A 14,628-nucleotide genomic window follows, 5' to 3' on the forward strand; every position below is an offset into this window, starting at 1 on the left:
GTCGGGACTCCGACCTGCCCAAGCACCGAAATCACGTCGACCACCCAACAGTTGGCGATCAGCGACGCCGCCTCAGCCCAACCGAAACGGCGAGGTTAAATAGCTAACACGAAGCGAAAGAAGACGCACATGGCCGCCGCCACCCCCGCACCTCCAGCCGGTTCTCGCTCACGTTGGCAGCGGTTCGCAGGTTCCATGACACGCTCCGAATGGCGCCGGGTCGCCGGGATGGCCGGATTCATCGCCGCCCTGCACGTCATCGGCTGGTTCACGCTGGTCGCGATCGTCACGCCCGAGCACTACAGCTTGGGCGAGAAGAGCTTCGGCATCGGTATCGGCGTCACCGCCTACACCCTGGGCATGCGACACGCCTTCGACGCCGACCACATCGCCGCCATCGACAACACCACCCGCAAGCTCATGCACGAAGGCCAGCGGCCTTTGGCGGTCGGCTTCTGGTTCTCCCTCGGCCACTCCAGCATCGTCTTCGCCCTCGCCGTGCTGCTCTCCTTCGGCATCAAGGCCCTCGCCGGCCCGGTCGAGAATGACAACTCCCAGCTCCACAACGTCACCGGCTGGATCGGCACCACCGTCTCAGGGGTCTTCCTCTACGCCATCGCGATCATCAACCTGCTGATCCTGGCCGGGATCTGGAAAGTCTTCCGTGAGATGCGCTCCGGGCACTTCGACGAGGACGCTCTGGAGGAGCAGCTCAACAACCGCGGCTTCATGAACCGACTGCTGGGCCGGCTGATGAAGTCCATCACCAAGCCCTGGCAGATGTACCCGCTCGGCCTCCTCTTCGGGCTGGGCTTCGACACGGCCACCGAGATCGCTCTTCTGGTCCTTGCCGGTTCCGGTGCCGCCTCCGGGCTGCCCTGGTACGCGATCCTGTGCCTGCCGGTCCTCTTCGCGGCGGGTATGTCGCTGCTGGACACCATCGATGGCTCGTTCATGAACTTCGCCTACGGCTGGGCGTTTTCCAAGCCCGTCCGCAAGGTCTACTACAACCTCACCATCACGGGTCTGTCAGTGGCCGTCGCCCTCATCATCGGCATGGTCGAACTGCTGGGCCTGATAGGCGAAAAGCTAGAGCTGCACGGTCCGTTCTGGGACTGGGTCGGGGCGCTGGACCTCAACATCATCGGCTACCTCATCGTCGGCCTCTTCATCGCCACCTGGATCGTCGCGTTCGCCGTGTGGAGGTTCGGCCGAATCGAGGAGAAGTGGAGCGCCGGCCTCAAGCCCGCTCCCAGGACCGGGGACACCGGAACCGGACACTGACGCTTGCAGCGTGGGAGCCCGTACCACCGGCTACAGCAGGTGGTGCGGGCTTACCTTCCTTTTGCGCCGCCGGGGTCAGGAGATGGCGTTGAGCGGGGCGTATGCGTCGGGGCGGCGGAGGACGAGCAGTGGAACCGGACGATTACGGGGGACTTCGCGGCGTGCCTGGTCAACACCGAGGAGCCCCTGCGCGGCACGGACGACCTGGCGTCGGTGGAGGTGGTCCGCGAACTCTTCGACAGCGCTTCCCAGATGTTGCCGCCGGGCCACGGACGCCGACGTCACGAGGTTCTGCTCAGTCCGGGCGCGGCTGCGTGCGGTCTTCAACGCGGCGGACGAAGGCGACGAGGTCGCGGCGGTGGACCTGCTGAACTCCCTGCTCCTGAAGTTCCCGGTGAGCCCGCAGATCTCCGGGCACGACTGGCTCGACGACGTGGGGCGTCCCCGATGGCACATGCACCTGGCCGAGCACCCATTGAACGCAACCTCGGGATACGCGGCGATCTCCGCCATGGGGCTCGCCTTCCACCTGGCCCGGTTCGGCCGCGAACGGTTCGGCCTGCGCCATGCCTCTCCGTGCCGCAACGCCTTTGTGGACACGTCCACCAACCGTTCCCGGCGGTACTGCTCCGAGCGCTGCGCCACGCGCGCCAACGTGAGCGCCTGGCGGTCCCGCAAGCGCCAGGGGAACCGGGCCGGGGCCCGGCCCGAAGCTCTTGAGGGCTCCGGGCCGGATGAAGCACAGGCGGGCGGCTGAGCCCGCGTCAGCGTTGGGCGACGAGCCGGGGCACGTCGGCGAGGACACCGGAGATGCGGTCGACGGTCAGGCCGCCGCCCTGGGCCAGTTCGGGCGAGCCGCCGCCGCGGCCATCGAGGAGCTTCTTGACCAGCGCGGACGCGTTGAGTCCGCGCTCGCGGGCGTGCTGATTGAGTGCGACGACGAGGTTGCCGCGGTCCGTGGCCACGACGATCGTGGCGGGCGCGTTCTCGGGCAGCCGGTCGCGTACGGCCGTGACCAGAGCGCGTGCCTCGTCGGCGGTGCCCTCGGTGGTGGCGGTGACGACCAGGATGCCGTCGGCCTCGACGGCCTGGCCGGCCAGTTCGGCGGCGCGGGCCGTGGTGGCCCGGGCCTTCAGACGGACGTTCTCCCGATCGGCGGCCTTGAGCTGATCGAGGAGACCGGCGATCTTCTCGGCGAGCTCGGCGCGGGGCGCGTTCAGCTGCTCAGCGATACGACTCACCAGATCGCGTTCGCGGGCGAGGTAGCCGAAGCCCTCGATGCCGACGGAGGCCTCCAGGCGGCGCATGCCTGCGCCGACAGAGGACTCGGAGGTCAGGGCCAGCATGCCGATCTGGGAAGCGTGCTCGACGTGGGTACCACCGCACAGCTCGCGCGACCAGGCCCCGCCGATCTCGACGACCCGCACCTTCTCCCCGTACGTCCCGTCGAAGAGGGCAAGCGCGCCGATCTCCTTGGCCTCGGGCAGAGTCATCCAGCGCGCGCCTACCGGGAGGTCGCGGCGCAAAGCCCGGTTGGCGGCGTCCTCGACCTCGCTGCGCACCGTGGGCGACAGGGCGCCGCGCCAGGGGAAGTCGAGACGGAGGTACCCGGGGCGGTTGTAGGAGCCGGACTGCAGAGCGGTCGGGCCGAGGATCTCGCGCAGCGCGGCGTGCAGGACGTGGGTGCCGGAGTGAGCCTGGCGGGCACCGAGCCGCCATTCCGGGTCAACGGCAGCCACCACCGTTTCCCCGGCGGCGAGTTCACCCGCCGTGACGCGCACCTGATGGACGACCAGGCCGGGCAGCGGGCGCTGTACGTCGATGACCTCCGCCTCGCCGGAGGCGCCGGAGATACGGCCCGCGTCGGAGTCCTGACCGCCGGACTCAGCGTAGAAGGGGGAGCGGTCGAGAACGAGAATGGCCAGCTCACCCTCGCGGGCGACGGGAGCGGTGCCATCGGTGCCGAGGACAGCGAGGACGGTTGACTCCGTCGTCAACCTGTCCCAGGCACGCCAGTCGGTCGGGCCGTGCTCGTCGAGGACGGCCCGCAGTGCGGACGTGTCGGCCGCGGCGCCGGACTTGCGGGCGCGGGCGTCGGCGCGAGCGCGTTCGCGCTGGGCGTTCATGAGCGCGGTGAAGCCTTCGCGGTCGACTTCGACGCCCTGCTCTGCGGCCATCTCCAGGGTGAGGTCGATGGGGAAGCCGTAGGTGTCATGGAGCAGGAACGCCTGTGCGCCCGGCAGCGCGCAGCCACCTTGCTCCTTGACCTTGTTGACGGCGGTGTCCAGGACGGTGGTGCCCTGCTTGAGGGTGGCGCGGAAGGCGTCCTCCTCGCCCTGGGCGCGGTCCAGGATCCGCGTGTATCCGTCGGACACCTCGGGATAACTGGGGGCCATGCAGTCGCGTGCCACGGCGAGGAGTTCGGGCAGGACAGGGTCCGGGTCGCCGAGCTGGCGCATGGAGCGGACGGCGCGGCGGACGATGCGCCGCAGTACGTAGTCGCGGCCCTCGTTGCCGGGCGTGGTGCCGTCCGCGAGGAGCATCAGAGCCGTGCGGACGTGGTCGGCGACCACACGCAGCCGGACGTCGGCCTGGGGGTCGATGCCGTAGCGCACGGCGGCCAGCTCGGCGGCGCGGTCCAGGATCGGGCGGGTCTCGTCGATCTCATAGAGGTTGTCGACACCTTGCAACAGTGTGGCCATGCGTTCCAAGCCCATGCCGGTGTCGATATTGCGGCGTGGCAGCTCGCCGAGGATCGGGTAGCCGGACTTCCCTGGCCCCTCGCCGCGCTCGTACTGCATGAAGACGAGGTTCCAGAACTCCATGTAGCGGTCCTCGTCGACCGCGGGGCCGCCCGCCCGGCCGATAGCCGGGCCGCGGTCGAAGTACAGCTCCGAGCACGGGCCACAAGGACCTGGCACACCCATCGACCAGAAGTTGTCCTCGTCGCCGCGCGCCACGATCCGCTCGTCGGGCAGCCCGGCGACCTCGCGCCAGATGCCGCGCGACTCGTCGTCGGAGTGGTGCACCGTCACCCAGATCTTCTCCGGGTCCAGGCCGTAACCGCCGTCGGCGACCGATGCGGTGGACAGCTCCCAGGCGAAGGCGATGGCCTCCTGCTTGAAGTAGTCGCCGAGGGAGAAGTTGCCGTTCATCTGGAAGAACGAGCCGTGCCGGGTGGTCTTGCCGACCTCCTCGATGTCCAGAGTGCGCACGCACTTCTGCACGCTGGTGGCCCGCGGCCACGGCGCCTCTTGCTCGCCCGTCAGGTACGGCTTGAACGGCACCATCCCCGCGTTCACGAACAGCAGCGTCGGATCGGGTGTCGGCAGCGGGGCGCTGGGCACCACGGTGTGCCCGCGCTCGGCGAAGTAGTCCAGGAATCGGGTTCGGATGTCGGCAGTACGCATCGGGTGGCGCTCCACGGTCGGACGGTCACATGGGACGAGGGGCGAGGGCGCGGGCCGGGTGTCGCGGGCCGAGGAAGGCCGCGTGCCCCGCTCCGGAGGGCGTGGGGTGGGTGGCTGCGGTCCAGCCGGACCGCTCGTAGAAGACGACGGCGGACCGGGCGCGGGCCGGTGTCAGCAGCCAGCAGCGGCCGTCGGAACGGTCCTCCGTGACCGCGTTGAGCAACCGTGCACCGAGGCCGGTGCCGCGTGCTGCCGTGCTCACGGCCAGCTCGTCGACCTCCCGGGCCCCGCACAGCCACTCGTCCGTGCGCTGATCTCCCAACGCGGCGGAGATCTGCGGGTAGCACCGCGCCTTCGGGAAGGGACGCGGAGTGGTCCATGCGGTCGCCCAGCCGAGCACCGAGCGTTCGTCGAGCGCGAGGGCCGCAACGAACCCCGGCCGGGCCACGTCGCGGGCCAGCCGGTGCACGTAGGCGTCGGCCTTCTCGGGCCCCTCGGACCAGGGCGCAGCGCCGAAGGCTTCCGCGTACACCGCGCGCACGCCATCCATGTACGCCAGCAGGTTTTCCCCGTCGACGAGTTGTACCCGGGATGGCATCACGCGGCCCGCGCCGCAGGGGCCGGCAACGGGGTCAGGGACGCGTACACCAACGGCGCCGAGGGATCGATCGACAGGTTCAGCGGCGCGGGCTCAGTACAGGAACGCACGAGGAGGTCCCCGACGGCGGCGATCATCGCGCCGTTGTCGGTGCACAGCGTCATCGGCGGCACCCGCAGCTCGATGCCAGCGGCACGGCAGCGCTCCTCGGCGAGCGCCCGCACCCGGGAGTTCGCCGCGACTCCTCCGACGACGATCAGTGTCTTCACGTGATGGTCGCGGCAGGCCCGCAGCGCTTTGCGGGTGAGGACGTCTGCGACGGCCTCCTGGAGCGCGGCCGCGCCGTCGGCGACCGACGGCTCCTCGCCGCGCAACCGGTGCTGCTCCACCCAGCGGGCGGCCGCAGTCTTCAGGCCGGAGAAGGAGAACGCGTAGGGATCGTCACCGGCCTTGGTCAGCGGACGAGGGAACGTGACCGCTTCTGGGTTCCCCGCCTTCGCCGCGCGGTCGATGGCGGGTCCGCCCGGGTACGGCAGCCCCAAGATGCGGGCGACCTTGTCGAAGCACTCACCGGCCGCGTCGTCGAACGTGTCGCCCAGGTGCAGGATCGGCTCGCGCACCAGGTCGCGTACCAGGAGCAATGAGGTGTGGCCGCCGGAGACGATCAGGACCACGCACGGCTCGGGCAGCGGCCCGTGCTCCAGCGTATCCGCGGCGACGTGCCCGGCCAGGTGATGCACCCCGTACAACGGAACGCCCGCCGCGTACGCCAGAGATTTCGCGCCGGCCAGACCGACCTGCAGCGCGCCCGAGAGGCCGGGCCCGGTGGTGACGGCCACGGCGTCGATCTGTCCCAGGCCGAGGCCAGCGTCCGTCAGGGCCTGTCGCACAACCGGCGTAAACGCCTGGAGATGCGCACGGGAGGCGATCTCGGGCACCACGCCACCGAAGCGTGCGTGCTCGTCCATGCTCGACGCCACCACGTGTGCCAGCAGTTTTCCGTCCTGCACGATGCCCGCGCCGGTCTCGTCGCACGACGACTCGATCCCCAGCACCATCGGTCCGCCCACGGCAACCTCCTTCTGCACATATTCCGTAGTTGCAATATATGTGCAATAAGAGAGAGACGGATCGCCCAGCTCTGTCCGTCGGCGCCGCCGTCGTGTCGGCCGGGCGCTGGGCCGAGACACGAAGGAGCCCTGCATGCCGACCACCACAGGCATCGCCGGCGACCGCCCGCTCCCGACGCCGATCACCGTGATCACCGTTGCCCCCGCGCGTCAGGGCGAGCTCCTGGGGCTCCTAGCCCGCACCACGGAGGAAAAAATGACGCACCGGCCGGGGTTCCTCCGCACGAACCCATGCCGGCTGGGACGGCAGCCGTGCCATCACCTACGCCCGGTGGGAGCGCGAAAACCACCACTAAGGACATGCGGACAAGCCCTGAGGCCTTGGCGCGGATCCGGCCGCCAGCATCGCCCACCGACGCACAGCCGCACCTCTTGCCCTTCGCCTCGCACTACCCCAGGCATTGGCTCCGAGTCCGGCCCCGAAATCTGCCCGCGTGTCAGTCCGCGCAGTCACCGCACAAGCCATGGAAGAGCAGCGAGCCGGACGCATCGGGTCGCCACCCGGTCAGCTCCTCGATCTGGCGAGCCGCCCCAGCCAGGCTGCCGACGGGCAGATCCTCCACCCGGCCGCACTGCCGGCAGACCGCATGATGGTGCGGGTGAGATCCCGCGCCGTAGCGCTTGGGGCCGGGGCCGTCGACCGAGTGCGCGAGACCGACCTCGGCCAACACCTCCATCGTGCGATAGACGGTCGCCGGGTCGACACGCTCCCCCGCACGGCGCAACGCTTCATAGACCTCCGCCGAGGACAGATGGAGCTCAACTGCGCCGAGAAGGCGCAGGATCCGCCGCCGGTTAGAGGTGGCACGCAGGCCGTGTCCCCGAAGCAGCACTGAAGGCGACGCCCCCGCAGCACCTCCAACATCGCCTGGCGAACGGCTGATCACGCAATCGCCTCCCCGCGGCAGACTTCACCCGCCGCAACTCCTCCGGACCCGACACACATCGCCGGACCTAGGTCCAACGCCGGATCGCACCGTATCTTTCCTGCTGTTAGCGTGCAGCTGCACATCATTCGCAATAATGTCGGAGGACGTTGGACATGGCGATCTACACGCTGCCGGAGCTTCCGTACGACTACGCGGCGCTTGAGCCGGTGATCAATCCGCAGATCATCGAGCTGCACCACGACAAGCACCACGCGGCGTACGTGAAGGGTGCGAACGACACCCTGGAGCAGCTCGCCGATGCGCGCGACAAGGAGTCGTGGGGCTCGATCAACGGCCTGGAGAAGAACCTGGCCTTCCACCTCTCCGGCCACATCCTGCACAGCATCTACTGGCACAACATGAACAGCCCTAAGGACGGCGGCGGCGGTGAGCCGACCGCCGCCGACGGTGTCGGTGACCTCGCGGACGCGATCACCGAGTACTTCGGTTCGTTCGCCGGCTTCAAGGCCCAGTTGACCAAGGCCGCAGCGACCACGCAGGGTTCGGGCTGGGGCGTCCTCGCCTACGAACCGCTCAGCGGGCGCCTGATCGTCGAGCAGGTCTACGACCACCAGGGCAACGTGGGGCAGGGCTCGACCCCGATCCTCGTCTTCGATGCCTGGGAGCACGCCTTCTACCTGCAGTACAAGAACCAGAAGGTCGACTTCATCGACGCCATGTGGGCCGTCGTCAACTGGCAGGATGTCGCCAAGCGCTACGCCGCCGCCAAGGAGCGCGCCAACAGCCTCCTGCTCGCTCCCTGACCTGCCGAGCACAGACGTCCTGCTCGTGATCGTCTTCTCACCGCTCACCTGCAGGATCGACAAGGGCTCCTGCGGACAGTGCGTCCGCAGGAGCCCTTCGCCGTACGGCAACTGCCGCCTCCGTAGCCCTAGTCGCCCGAGCTCGCCAGCCCGTGCGTCCACTTCTCTTCGATCCGCCCGAACTTCCACACCAGCAGGGCCACCACCCATGTGGCGAAGAACAGTCCGACGATGACATAACCGATGGTGTTGAGGTCGAGGCCGCCGACCCAGTCCCAGAAGGCGCCGTGCAGTCCCGCCTTCTCTCCGATCAACCCCAGTAGTTCGACAGTGCCGATGATGAGCGCGACGGCGACCGACAGGCCGGTGATGGTGAGGTTGTAGTAGACCTTCCGGACCGGCTTGGAGAACGCCCAGCCGTAGGCGAAGTTCATGAACGAGCCGTCGATCGTGTCCAACAGCGACATGCCGGCAGCGAACAGGACCGGCAGGCACAGGATCGCGTACCAGGGCAGCCCGGAAGCCGCACCGGATCCTGCGAGCACCAGCAGCGCCACCTCTGTCGCGGTGTCGAAGCCGAGCCCGAAGAGCAGCCCCAGCGGGTACATCTGCCAGGGCTTGTTGATGGACTTCATGACACGGCCGAGCAGTCGGTTCATGAACCCGCGCTTGTTGAGCTGCTCTTCCAGAGCGTCCTCGTCGAAGTGACCGGAGCGCATCTGCCGGAAGACCTTCCAGATGCCCGCCATGATGACGAAGTTGATGATCGCGATGACGTACAGAAACGTCCCCGAGACCGTGGTGCCGATCCATCCGGTGACACTGTGGAGCGTGGAGTCATCGTTCTCGACCGGTCCCGCCAGCGCCTTGACGCCGAGAGAGAGCAGGAAGGCCAGGGCGAAGACGATGCTCGAATGGCCGAGAGAGAACCAGAAGCCCACCGAGAGGGGACGCCGTCCCTCGTTCATCAGCTTGCGGGTGGTGTTGTCGATAGCGGCGATGTGGTCGGCATCGAAGGCGTGCCGCATCCCGAGCGTGTACGCGGTGACACCTATGCCTATGCCGAACGTCTTGCTGCCCAGGCTGTAGTGCTCCGGTGCCACCACTGCGACCAGCGTGAACCAGCCGATGACGTGCAGCGCGAGGATGAAGGCAGCCATCCCGCTCAGACTCCTCCACTCCTTGGGCGTCATGGAGTTGCGGAAGCGGAACTTGGGGAACTTCGGGGTACCGGTGTTCGCAGCTGGAGCCGGGCCGGGCGAGACGGTCATCGGGGACGTGAGCCTTTGCGTGTCGTGTAGCAGGCGCAGCCTGGGGAATCCAGACGCGCACTCCACGTTGCTGCACATGATGTGCAACTACAACCGGGGTGGGGCAAAGTCCAAGTCTGGGTTCGCCACAGTCGGTAAAGACGCTCTCGAACGGCGTCCGCATACCTGACCTGGCGAAATGGGTCTCGGCCCGAGCTGCCCCCGAAGTTGATCGTGACAACGGGGGCTTGCGGTCACCTCGCCATCGGCACCTTTCCCTTGCGAGCGAATCCGTGCCGGGGCACTACCCATCGGAACAACATCCACAGCCCTTTCGGCATCATCTGCTCGACACGATCAGCAGGTATCGCCCCATAATTCGCGGCCAAATCATGCCATCAGGGCCATATCCATGGCATAACCACATTGCCCGCTCGAGGGGGCACCTCGAGACCGGGGACTTGGAGGTGCGCGTCGTCTCGGCAGCCGACCTGGAGAAGGCGGCGCCGCTCATACGGCGGGCGCCCGAGGCTGCCTGACGCAACGAGGAGAGCGGCTGGTGCATCTGTTCCTCGATGCGCCAGCCGCCCTTCTGCGTCTACGCGCCGCCGGCCCCTGGCTCTCCGCTCTCATGCTCATGCCTCCGGTCCGGCCAACTCGAAGTCGTCGACTTCGACCTCGACGATCTCTCGCCGGTCGACGACAACTCCGAGGAGGCGCTGCAGTCTCTCTGGGCCGGCGACCTGACGGTGCTGTCCCGGCACCACAGCAAGCCCAACGGCTCCCACAGCTTCGTCCTCGCCCGTGACCGATCGGTCACATGGGGCGCACCCGGCCAGCCGCAGCTCGTTGCGATCGCGGTCACACGGGATCTGCGAGAGTCCAGCTTCACATTCGAGACGAGCCACCGAAGTACAGCGACCACAACGGTGCTGTCGTCCGGGCCCGCATTGCCCTCGCCCGGTCATCCGATGCCTCGGCGACGCCGCAGACCGGCCTCGCCGCGCCCCTCACGACCGCGGAACGGCTGGACACTGGCCGAGGAGGCCGCGCGGCTCCCGCCCGGAGCAAGGGCCCATGCCCCGGCAGGCAAGTCTGGCCCGCCGAAGTTGTCTCACCCACGCTTGGGTGCAGCAACCGGAGAGCTGATCGCTGCTACCGCTCCTTTCCTGTTCACGCCAGACCTAGGCACTGTTTCTCGGATCCCCTTACGTAGGTGGGGTGTTGGGGTCAGGCTGGATGCATGGGCCGTGGAGATCTGACAAATTCGGAGTGGGATCGGCTGGAGTCGCTTCTGCCTCGTGGTGGTACCCGTGGAGGCCGGTGGAGCGATCACCGTCGGGTGATCAACGGGGTTCTCTACCGGGTGCGGACGGGTGTGCAGTGGCGGGATCTGCCGGAGCGGTTCGGTCCGTGGGAGACGGTCTACAAACGTCATCGCCGCTGGTCGGCGGACGGGACGTGGGTGATGCTGCTGTCGAGGGTTCAGGCCGCCGAGGATGCTGAGGGCCGGATCGACTGGGACGTTTCGGTGGACTCCACCGCAGTGAGGGCTCACCAGCACGCCGCGGGCGCGCGGAAAGAACCCCCGGCCGTGCCTGCTCAAAAGGGGGCGGTGCGGGGGACGAACCGGGTCGATCCGGCGTCGCGGAAACTGGTCGACCGACTGGAGGAGGTGGTCAGATCGGCGAATGCCTGGGTCGTTCCCGCGGAGGGTTCACCACGAAAATCCACAGTGATGATGGCTGGGTGATCGCTTCGGACCTGACCCAAAAATCCACCGACGCTGTTGAGTTGTCCTGGCGAGGATGCGTCGGTCCGGGGCGATCATGCGCGTGGCCAGCCGGACACTACGGTGACGGCCCTCAGCTCGAGCGGGTGCTGGAGCTGATTTCCGTGCCCCGAAGCGGAGTTGGACGGCCACGCAGCCGGCCCGACCGCGTGTTGGCGGATAAGGCCTACACGTCCCGGAAGAATCGCCGTTACCTGCGACGACGCGGAATCCGACACACCATCCCCGAACGCCTCGACCAGCAAAGACACCGGCAGAACCGAGGTTCCCGCGGCGGGCGGCCCACCGGATTCGACAGCGAACGCTACAAGAAACGCAACACCGTCGAACGCGCCATCAATCGCCTCAAGGGCTTCCGCGCCGTTGCCACCCGCTACGAGAAACGCGCCTACATCTACCTCGGCACTGTCACCCTCGCAGCCCTCGCCATCTGGCTCCGCACATGATCCGAGAAACAGTGCCTAGTACGCGAGATGGCCAGCCAAGCCGCCGACCGTCATGTCCGTCAACGCACTGGCCTCCTCCCAGGAAGCAGCGACTTCCGGAACACCCAGCAACGTCATCGCCTGAGCCGCAGTATCCAGATACGCGTCCGTGAGACCCATCAGAGCCCCATGACCGGCTAACCCCAACGGGCTCGCCACCGCTGTTCCCGACAGGATTCTGTCGGATCACGCTGCCGGTCGGGGGCTCTCGTGGTTCCAGCACGCTCGTGCCAGCCTGGGAGGCTGGGGACTTGACCGGCTAGCAGACGGGGAGACGTTGCGGTGCAGGTGGGGAGTGTCTTCGACGGCCGGTTGAAGTGGCGCTCTCGCTACCTCATCCGCAGGGCCCGCCGGCGAGGCTGGACCGGCATGCTGTTCCAGGTGGACCTGCCCGCCCCCATCGGCATCATGTCACCCAAGTGGTGCCTGGTGTCCGTCGCGGAAGGCCACAGCCAGTTCTGCAGCGTGGACCGGAGCACCATCCTGGTCTGCCCCTCCGCAGGCATGGCCAGGGCTTTACGCTGGGGCGGTGTTCCCTGCCAACCGGCCGCAGTGAATGGGACTGGTGGGGCTGCCCAAGCGGCAGAGCCCCAACCTCGGTGCCCGCAACGGGTAGCCCGGAGCTCGGTGCCGACAGGCGCCTCGCAGGTCCTCGGGGGTGCGGTGCGGGCGCGGTGGGGGCCACGCCCGCACCGCGCGGATAAATAACACCGCACACACGACCCGCACAGCTGCCCCTCGGCGTCCGGATCACCGGCCCCGGCTCGCCCGGGAGTGCAACGCGACCTGCCGAGAGAGGCCGTGGACTGCCATAGCGCCGCCCAACTGTCATCCTAGAAGGCCGGACAGCCCCGCCCCGGCCCGCCAGGACCAAGCCTTGGCCTGAAGACACGCGAGCGGAGGCCATCACCGCCGGAAGCTCCCCCCTGGACGGGTCGAATGCCGTCATGTCGAGCTCGTCGTCTACAGGTTCAACGGGAGCCGCATGGTCATGGAGACGTTGGACACCGTCTCACTCAACCATCGACCGTGACCCCGCCGCCCTTCCCTCGCACGGCGTCAACGCCTTCGGCGGCTGCGACGACGGGGAAGCGACAACCCCGTCACCGCCGCCAGGCGGCGGATGGATGACGCCAGGAAATTCCCGGTTCGGGGGTCCGGACGGACCTCCGGCCGTGCAGCGGCACCGCCAGCCTTGAAATTCAGGTTAGCCTTACCTTTGTTCCATTGGGGACGGGTGGTCGGAAGTCGCACTTCCGTGCTGGGCATGAGGAGCAACTGAGTGGGCGCAGAAGTGTCCGGGCGTGGGGTCATCCGCCGTGTCGTCACGGGTCAACGCAGGGACGTCGTCATCGGCTCGGTGCTCGGCGCCGCGCACCAGACCGGGGAGGCACTCGTCCCGGTTCTCATCGGCCTGGTCGTCGACCGGACCGTCGTGCACCCCGACGGGGGCGCGCTGGCGGGTTGGCTCGTCGTCCTCGGCGTCGTTTACGGGGTGCTCTCGTTCGCATTCCGCTTCGGCTGCCAGGCCGGTGAGCGGGCAGCCGAACAGGCCGCCCACGGCCTGCGCCTGGACGTCGTGGGCCGGGTCCTCGCCCCGCACGGTGGCGCCGAGGCGGGACGACCGCCCGGCGCGCTGGTGAACGTGGCCACCGAGGACGCCCGCCGTGTGGGCGCGCTCAACATGGCTCTGACTCTGGGCGTCGCCGCCGTTTTCGGTGAGGTGGCGGGAGCCGTACTCCTGCTGCGGGCCTCCCTGCCGCTCGGACTGCTCGTCCTGGTGGGCGCTCCGGTCCTGATGGCTCTCGGCCACTTCCTGGCCCGCCCGTTGGAGCACCGAAGCGAGGCCGAACAAGAACGTGCCGCCCACGCATCCGGCGTCGCCGCCGACCTGGTTGCCGGGATCCGTGTACTGAAGGGCCTGCGGGCCGAACGGGCCGCCGTGGACCGTTACCGGGAAACCAGCCAGGCGTCCTTGGCGGCGAACGTGCGTGCCGCCCGCGCCGAAGCCGTGCAGAGCGGTCTGATGCTCACGCTGACCGGGGCGTTCATCGCCCTGGTGGCTCTCGTCGGCGGACGGCTCGTCCTGAGCGGCTCCGTCGGCCTGGGAGCCCTGCTCTCCGCCGTCGGCCTCGCCCTGTTCCTACCCGGCCCGATCACCATGCTGGCCTGGGTCGGTGCCGAGTTCGCCAAGGGCCGTGCCTCGGCTGCCCGGATCGCCGACGTGCTCTCCGCCCCCGGCGAGATCACCGGCGGTATCGACGCTGTCGCCGAACCCGCTGTCGGCGAACTGCGGCTGAGGGGACTCGGTCACGCCGGGATCGGCCCCGTCGACCTGACCGTGCGGCCCGGCGAACACCTCGGGATGGTCGTCACCGACCCTGCCCACGCGGCGGACCTGCTCCGCTGCCTGGGCCGCCGGTGCGACCCGGATCGGGGTCGCGTCGAACTCGACGGTGTCCCGTTGACCGAACTCGCTCCAGAATCGCTGCGCTCGACGCTGCTCGTGGCTGAACACGACGCCCAGCTCTTCGACGGATCACTCCTGGACAACGTGACCGCAGCCTCTTCACCCGGCACCGACCCGCGGCCCGCGATGGGCGCCGCCGCCGTCGACGAGGTCGCCTCCGCTCTAACCGGTGGAATGTACGCCCGCGTCGGCGAACGCGGCAGCTCGCTCTCCGGCGGCCAGCGCCAGCGCGTGGCACTGGCCCGCGCCCTGGCCGCCGACCGCGGCGTCCTCGTCGTGCATGACCCGACCACTGCCGTGGACGCCGCCACCGAGGCCCGGATCGCGGCGGGCATACGCCGCGCCCGCGCCGGGCGGACCACGGTCCTCGTCACCAGCAGCCCCGCGCTGCTCGCCGCCACCGACCGTGTCGTCCTGATCGACGGCGGCACCATCACTGCCGAGGCCTCGCACGAGGACCTCGTACGCGACCATCCCGTCTACCGTGCGGCGGTACTCACATGACCACGGTCTCCG

At 68.5% G+C, this 14,628-nt stretch carries 8 protein-coding genes and 3 pseudogenes; 6 read left to right on the forward strand and 5 right to left on the reverse strand.

The window, feature by feature from the left end; translation table 11 throughout:
• Positions 1-195 precede the first annotated feature (195 nt).
• Positions 196-1,284 (forward strand): Nickel transporter NicT, encoded by a 1,089-nt coding sequence (nicT, locus tag ACZ67T_RS43125; protein WP_469992152.1) that lies wholly within the window; start codon positions 196-198, stop codon positions 1,282-1,284.
• 141 nt (positions 1,285-1,425) lie between these two features.
• Positions 1,426-2,041: pseudogene (locus ACZ67T_RS43130) on the forward strand (CGNR zinc finger domain-containing protein).
• A gap of 7 nt (positions 2,042-2,048) precedes the next feature.
• Here ACZ67T_RS43130 and alaS read toward each other — a convergent pair.
• From alaS to ACZ67T_RS43150, 4 genes are all read right to left on the reverse strand, one after another.
• Entirely contained in the window at positions 2,049-4,694 is a 2,646-nt protein-coding gene (gene alaS / locus ACZ67T_RS43135) for an alanine--tRNA ligase (RefSeq protein ID WP_469992154.1), read from the reverse strand.
• 25 nt (positions 4,695-4,719) lie between these two features.
• Positions 4,720-5,292 carry a GNAT family N-acetyltransferase gene (locus ACZ67T_RS43140; RefSeq protein WP_469992156.1) on the reverse strand — a complete coding sequence of 191 codons (573 nt, stop codon included), beginning with the start codon at positions 5,290-5,292 and terminating at the stop codon, positions 4,720-4,722.
• The gene (gene tsaD, locus ACZ67T_RS43145) at positions 5,292-6,350 is read right to left on the reverse strand and encodes a tRNA (adenosine(37)-N6)-threonylcarbamoyltransferase complex transferase subunit TsaD (RefSeq protein WP_469992175.1); all 1,059 of its coding nucleotides are present in this window, start codon (positions 6,348-6,350) and stop codon (positions 5,292-5,294) included. The genes ACZ67T_RS43140 and tsaD overlap by 1 nt, the downstream gene beginning before the upstream one ends.
• A 509-nt stretch (positions 6,351-6,859) precedes the next feature.
• On the reverse strand, positions 6,860-7,309 hold the full coding sequence (locus ACZ67T_RS43150; protein ID WP_469992158.1) for a Fur family transcriptional regulator: 450 nt from the start codon (positions 7,307-7,309) through the stop codon (positions 6,860-6,862).
• A gap of 155 nt (positions 7,310-7,464) precedes the next feature.
• Between ACZ67T_RS43150 and ACZ67T_RS43155 the strand changes: the two genes are divergently transcribed.
• Positions 7,465-8,115, forward strand: a complete 651-nt coding sequence (locus tag ACZ67T_RS43155) for a superoxide dismutase (RefSeq protein WP_469992159.1) — start codon at positions 7,465-7,467, stop codon at positions 8,113-8,115.
• A gap of 128 nt (positions 8,116-8,243) precedes the next feature.
• Here ACZ67T_RS43155 and nicT (ACZ67T_RS43160) read toward each other — a convergent pair whose 3' ends face one another.
• The gene (nicT, locus tag ACZ67T_RS43160) at positions 8,244-9,308 is read right to left on the reverse strand and encodes a Nickel transporter NicT (protein ID WP_469992177.1); all 1,065 of its coding nucleotides are present in this window, start codon (positions 9,306-9,308) and stop codon (positions 8,244-8,246) included.
• A 488-nt stretch (positions 9,309-9,796) separates the two neighbouring features.
• On the opposite strand from nicT (ACZ67T_RS43160), the pseudogene ACZ67T_RS43165 reads away from it, so the two are divergent.
• The 3 genes and pseudogenes from ACZ67T_RS43165 to ACZ67T_RS43175 all read left to right on the forward strand — a co-directional run.
• Positions 9,797-9,904: pseudogene (locus tag ACZ67T_RS43165) on the forward strand (DUF5655 domain-containing protein); the annotation flags it as partial.
• Between the two features lie 704 nt (positions 9,905-10,608).
• A pseudogene (locus tag ACZ67T_RS43170) lies at positions 10,609-11,603 on the forward strand (IS5 family transposase).
• Positions 11,604-12,924: 1,321 nt separating this feature from the next.
• Complete coding sequence (locus ACZ67T_RS43175) at positions 12,925-14,616, forward strand: ABC transporter ATP-binding protein (protein WP_469992161.1); 1,692 nt, start codon at positions 12,925-12,927, stop codon at positions 14,614-14,616.
• Positions 14,617-14,628 lie beyond the last annotated feature (12 nt).

Source organism: Streptomyces sp. NPDC107517 (assembly GCF_055582645.1).

What these genes read in the sequence shown, in the direction of transcription:
- nicT (WP_469992152.1), top strand. Translation starts at nt 196, where the DNA reads ATGACACGCTCCGAATGGCGCCGGGTCGCCGGGATGGCCGGATTCATC.
- alaS (WP_469992154.1), bottom strand. Translation starts at nt 4,694, where the DNA reads ATGCGTACTGCCGACATCCGAACCCGATTCCTGGACTACTTCGCCGAG.
- ACZ67T_RS43140 (WP_469992156.1), bottom strand. Translation starts at nt 5,292, where the DNA reads ATGCCATCCCGGGTACAACTCGTCGACGGGGAAAACCTGCTGGCGTAC.
- tsaD (WP_469992175.1), bottom strand. Translation starts at nt 6,350, where the DNA reads ATGGTGCTGGGGATCGAGTCGTCGTGCGACGAGACCGGCGCGGGCATC.
- ACZ67T_RS43155 (WP_469992159.1), top strand. Translation starts at nt 7,465, where the DNA reads ATGGCGATCTACACGCTGCCGGAGCTTCCGTACGACTACGCGGCGCTT.
- nicT (WP_469992177.1), bottom strand. Translation starts at nt 9,308, where the DNA reads ATGACGCCCAAGGAGTGGAGGAGTCTGAGCGGGATGGCTGCCTTCATC.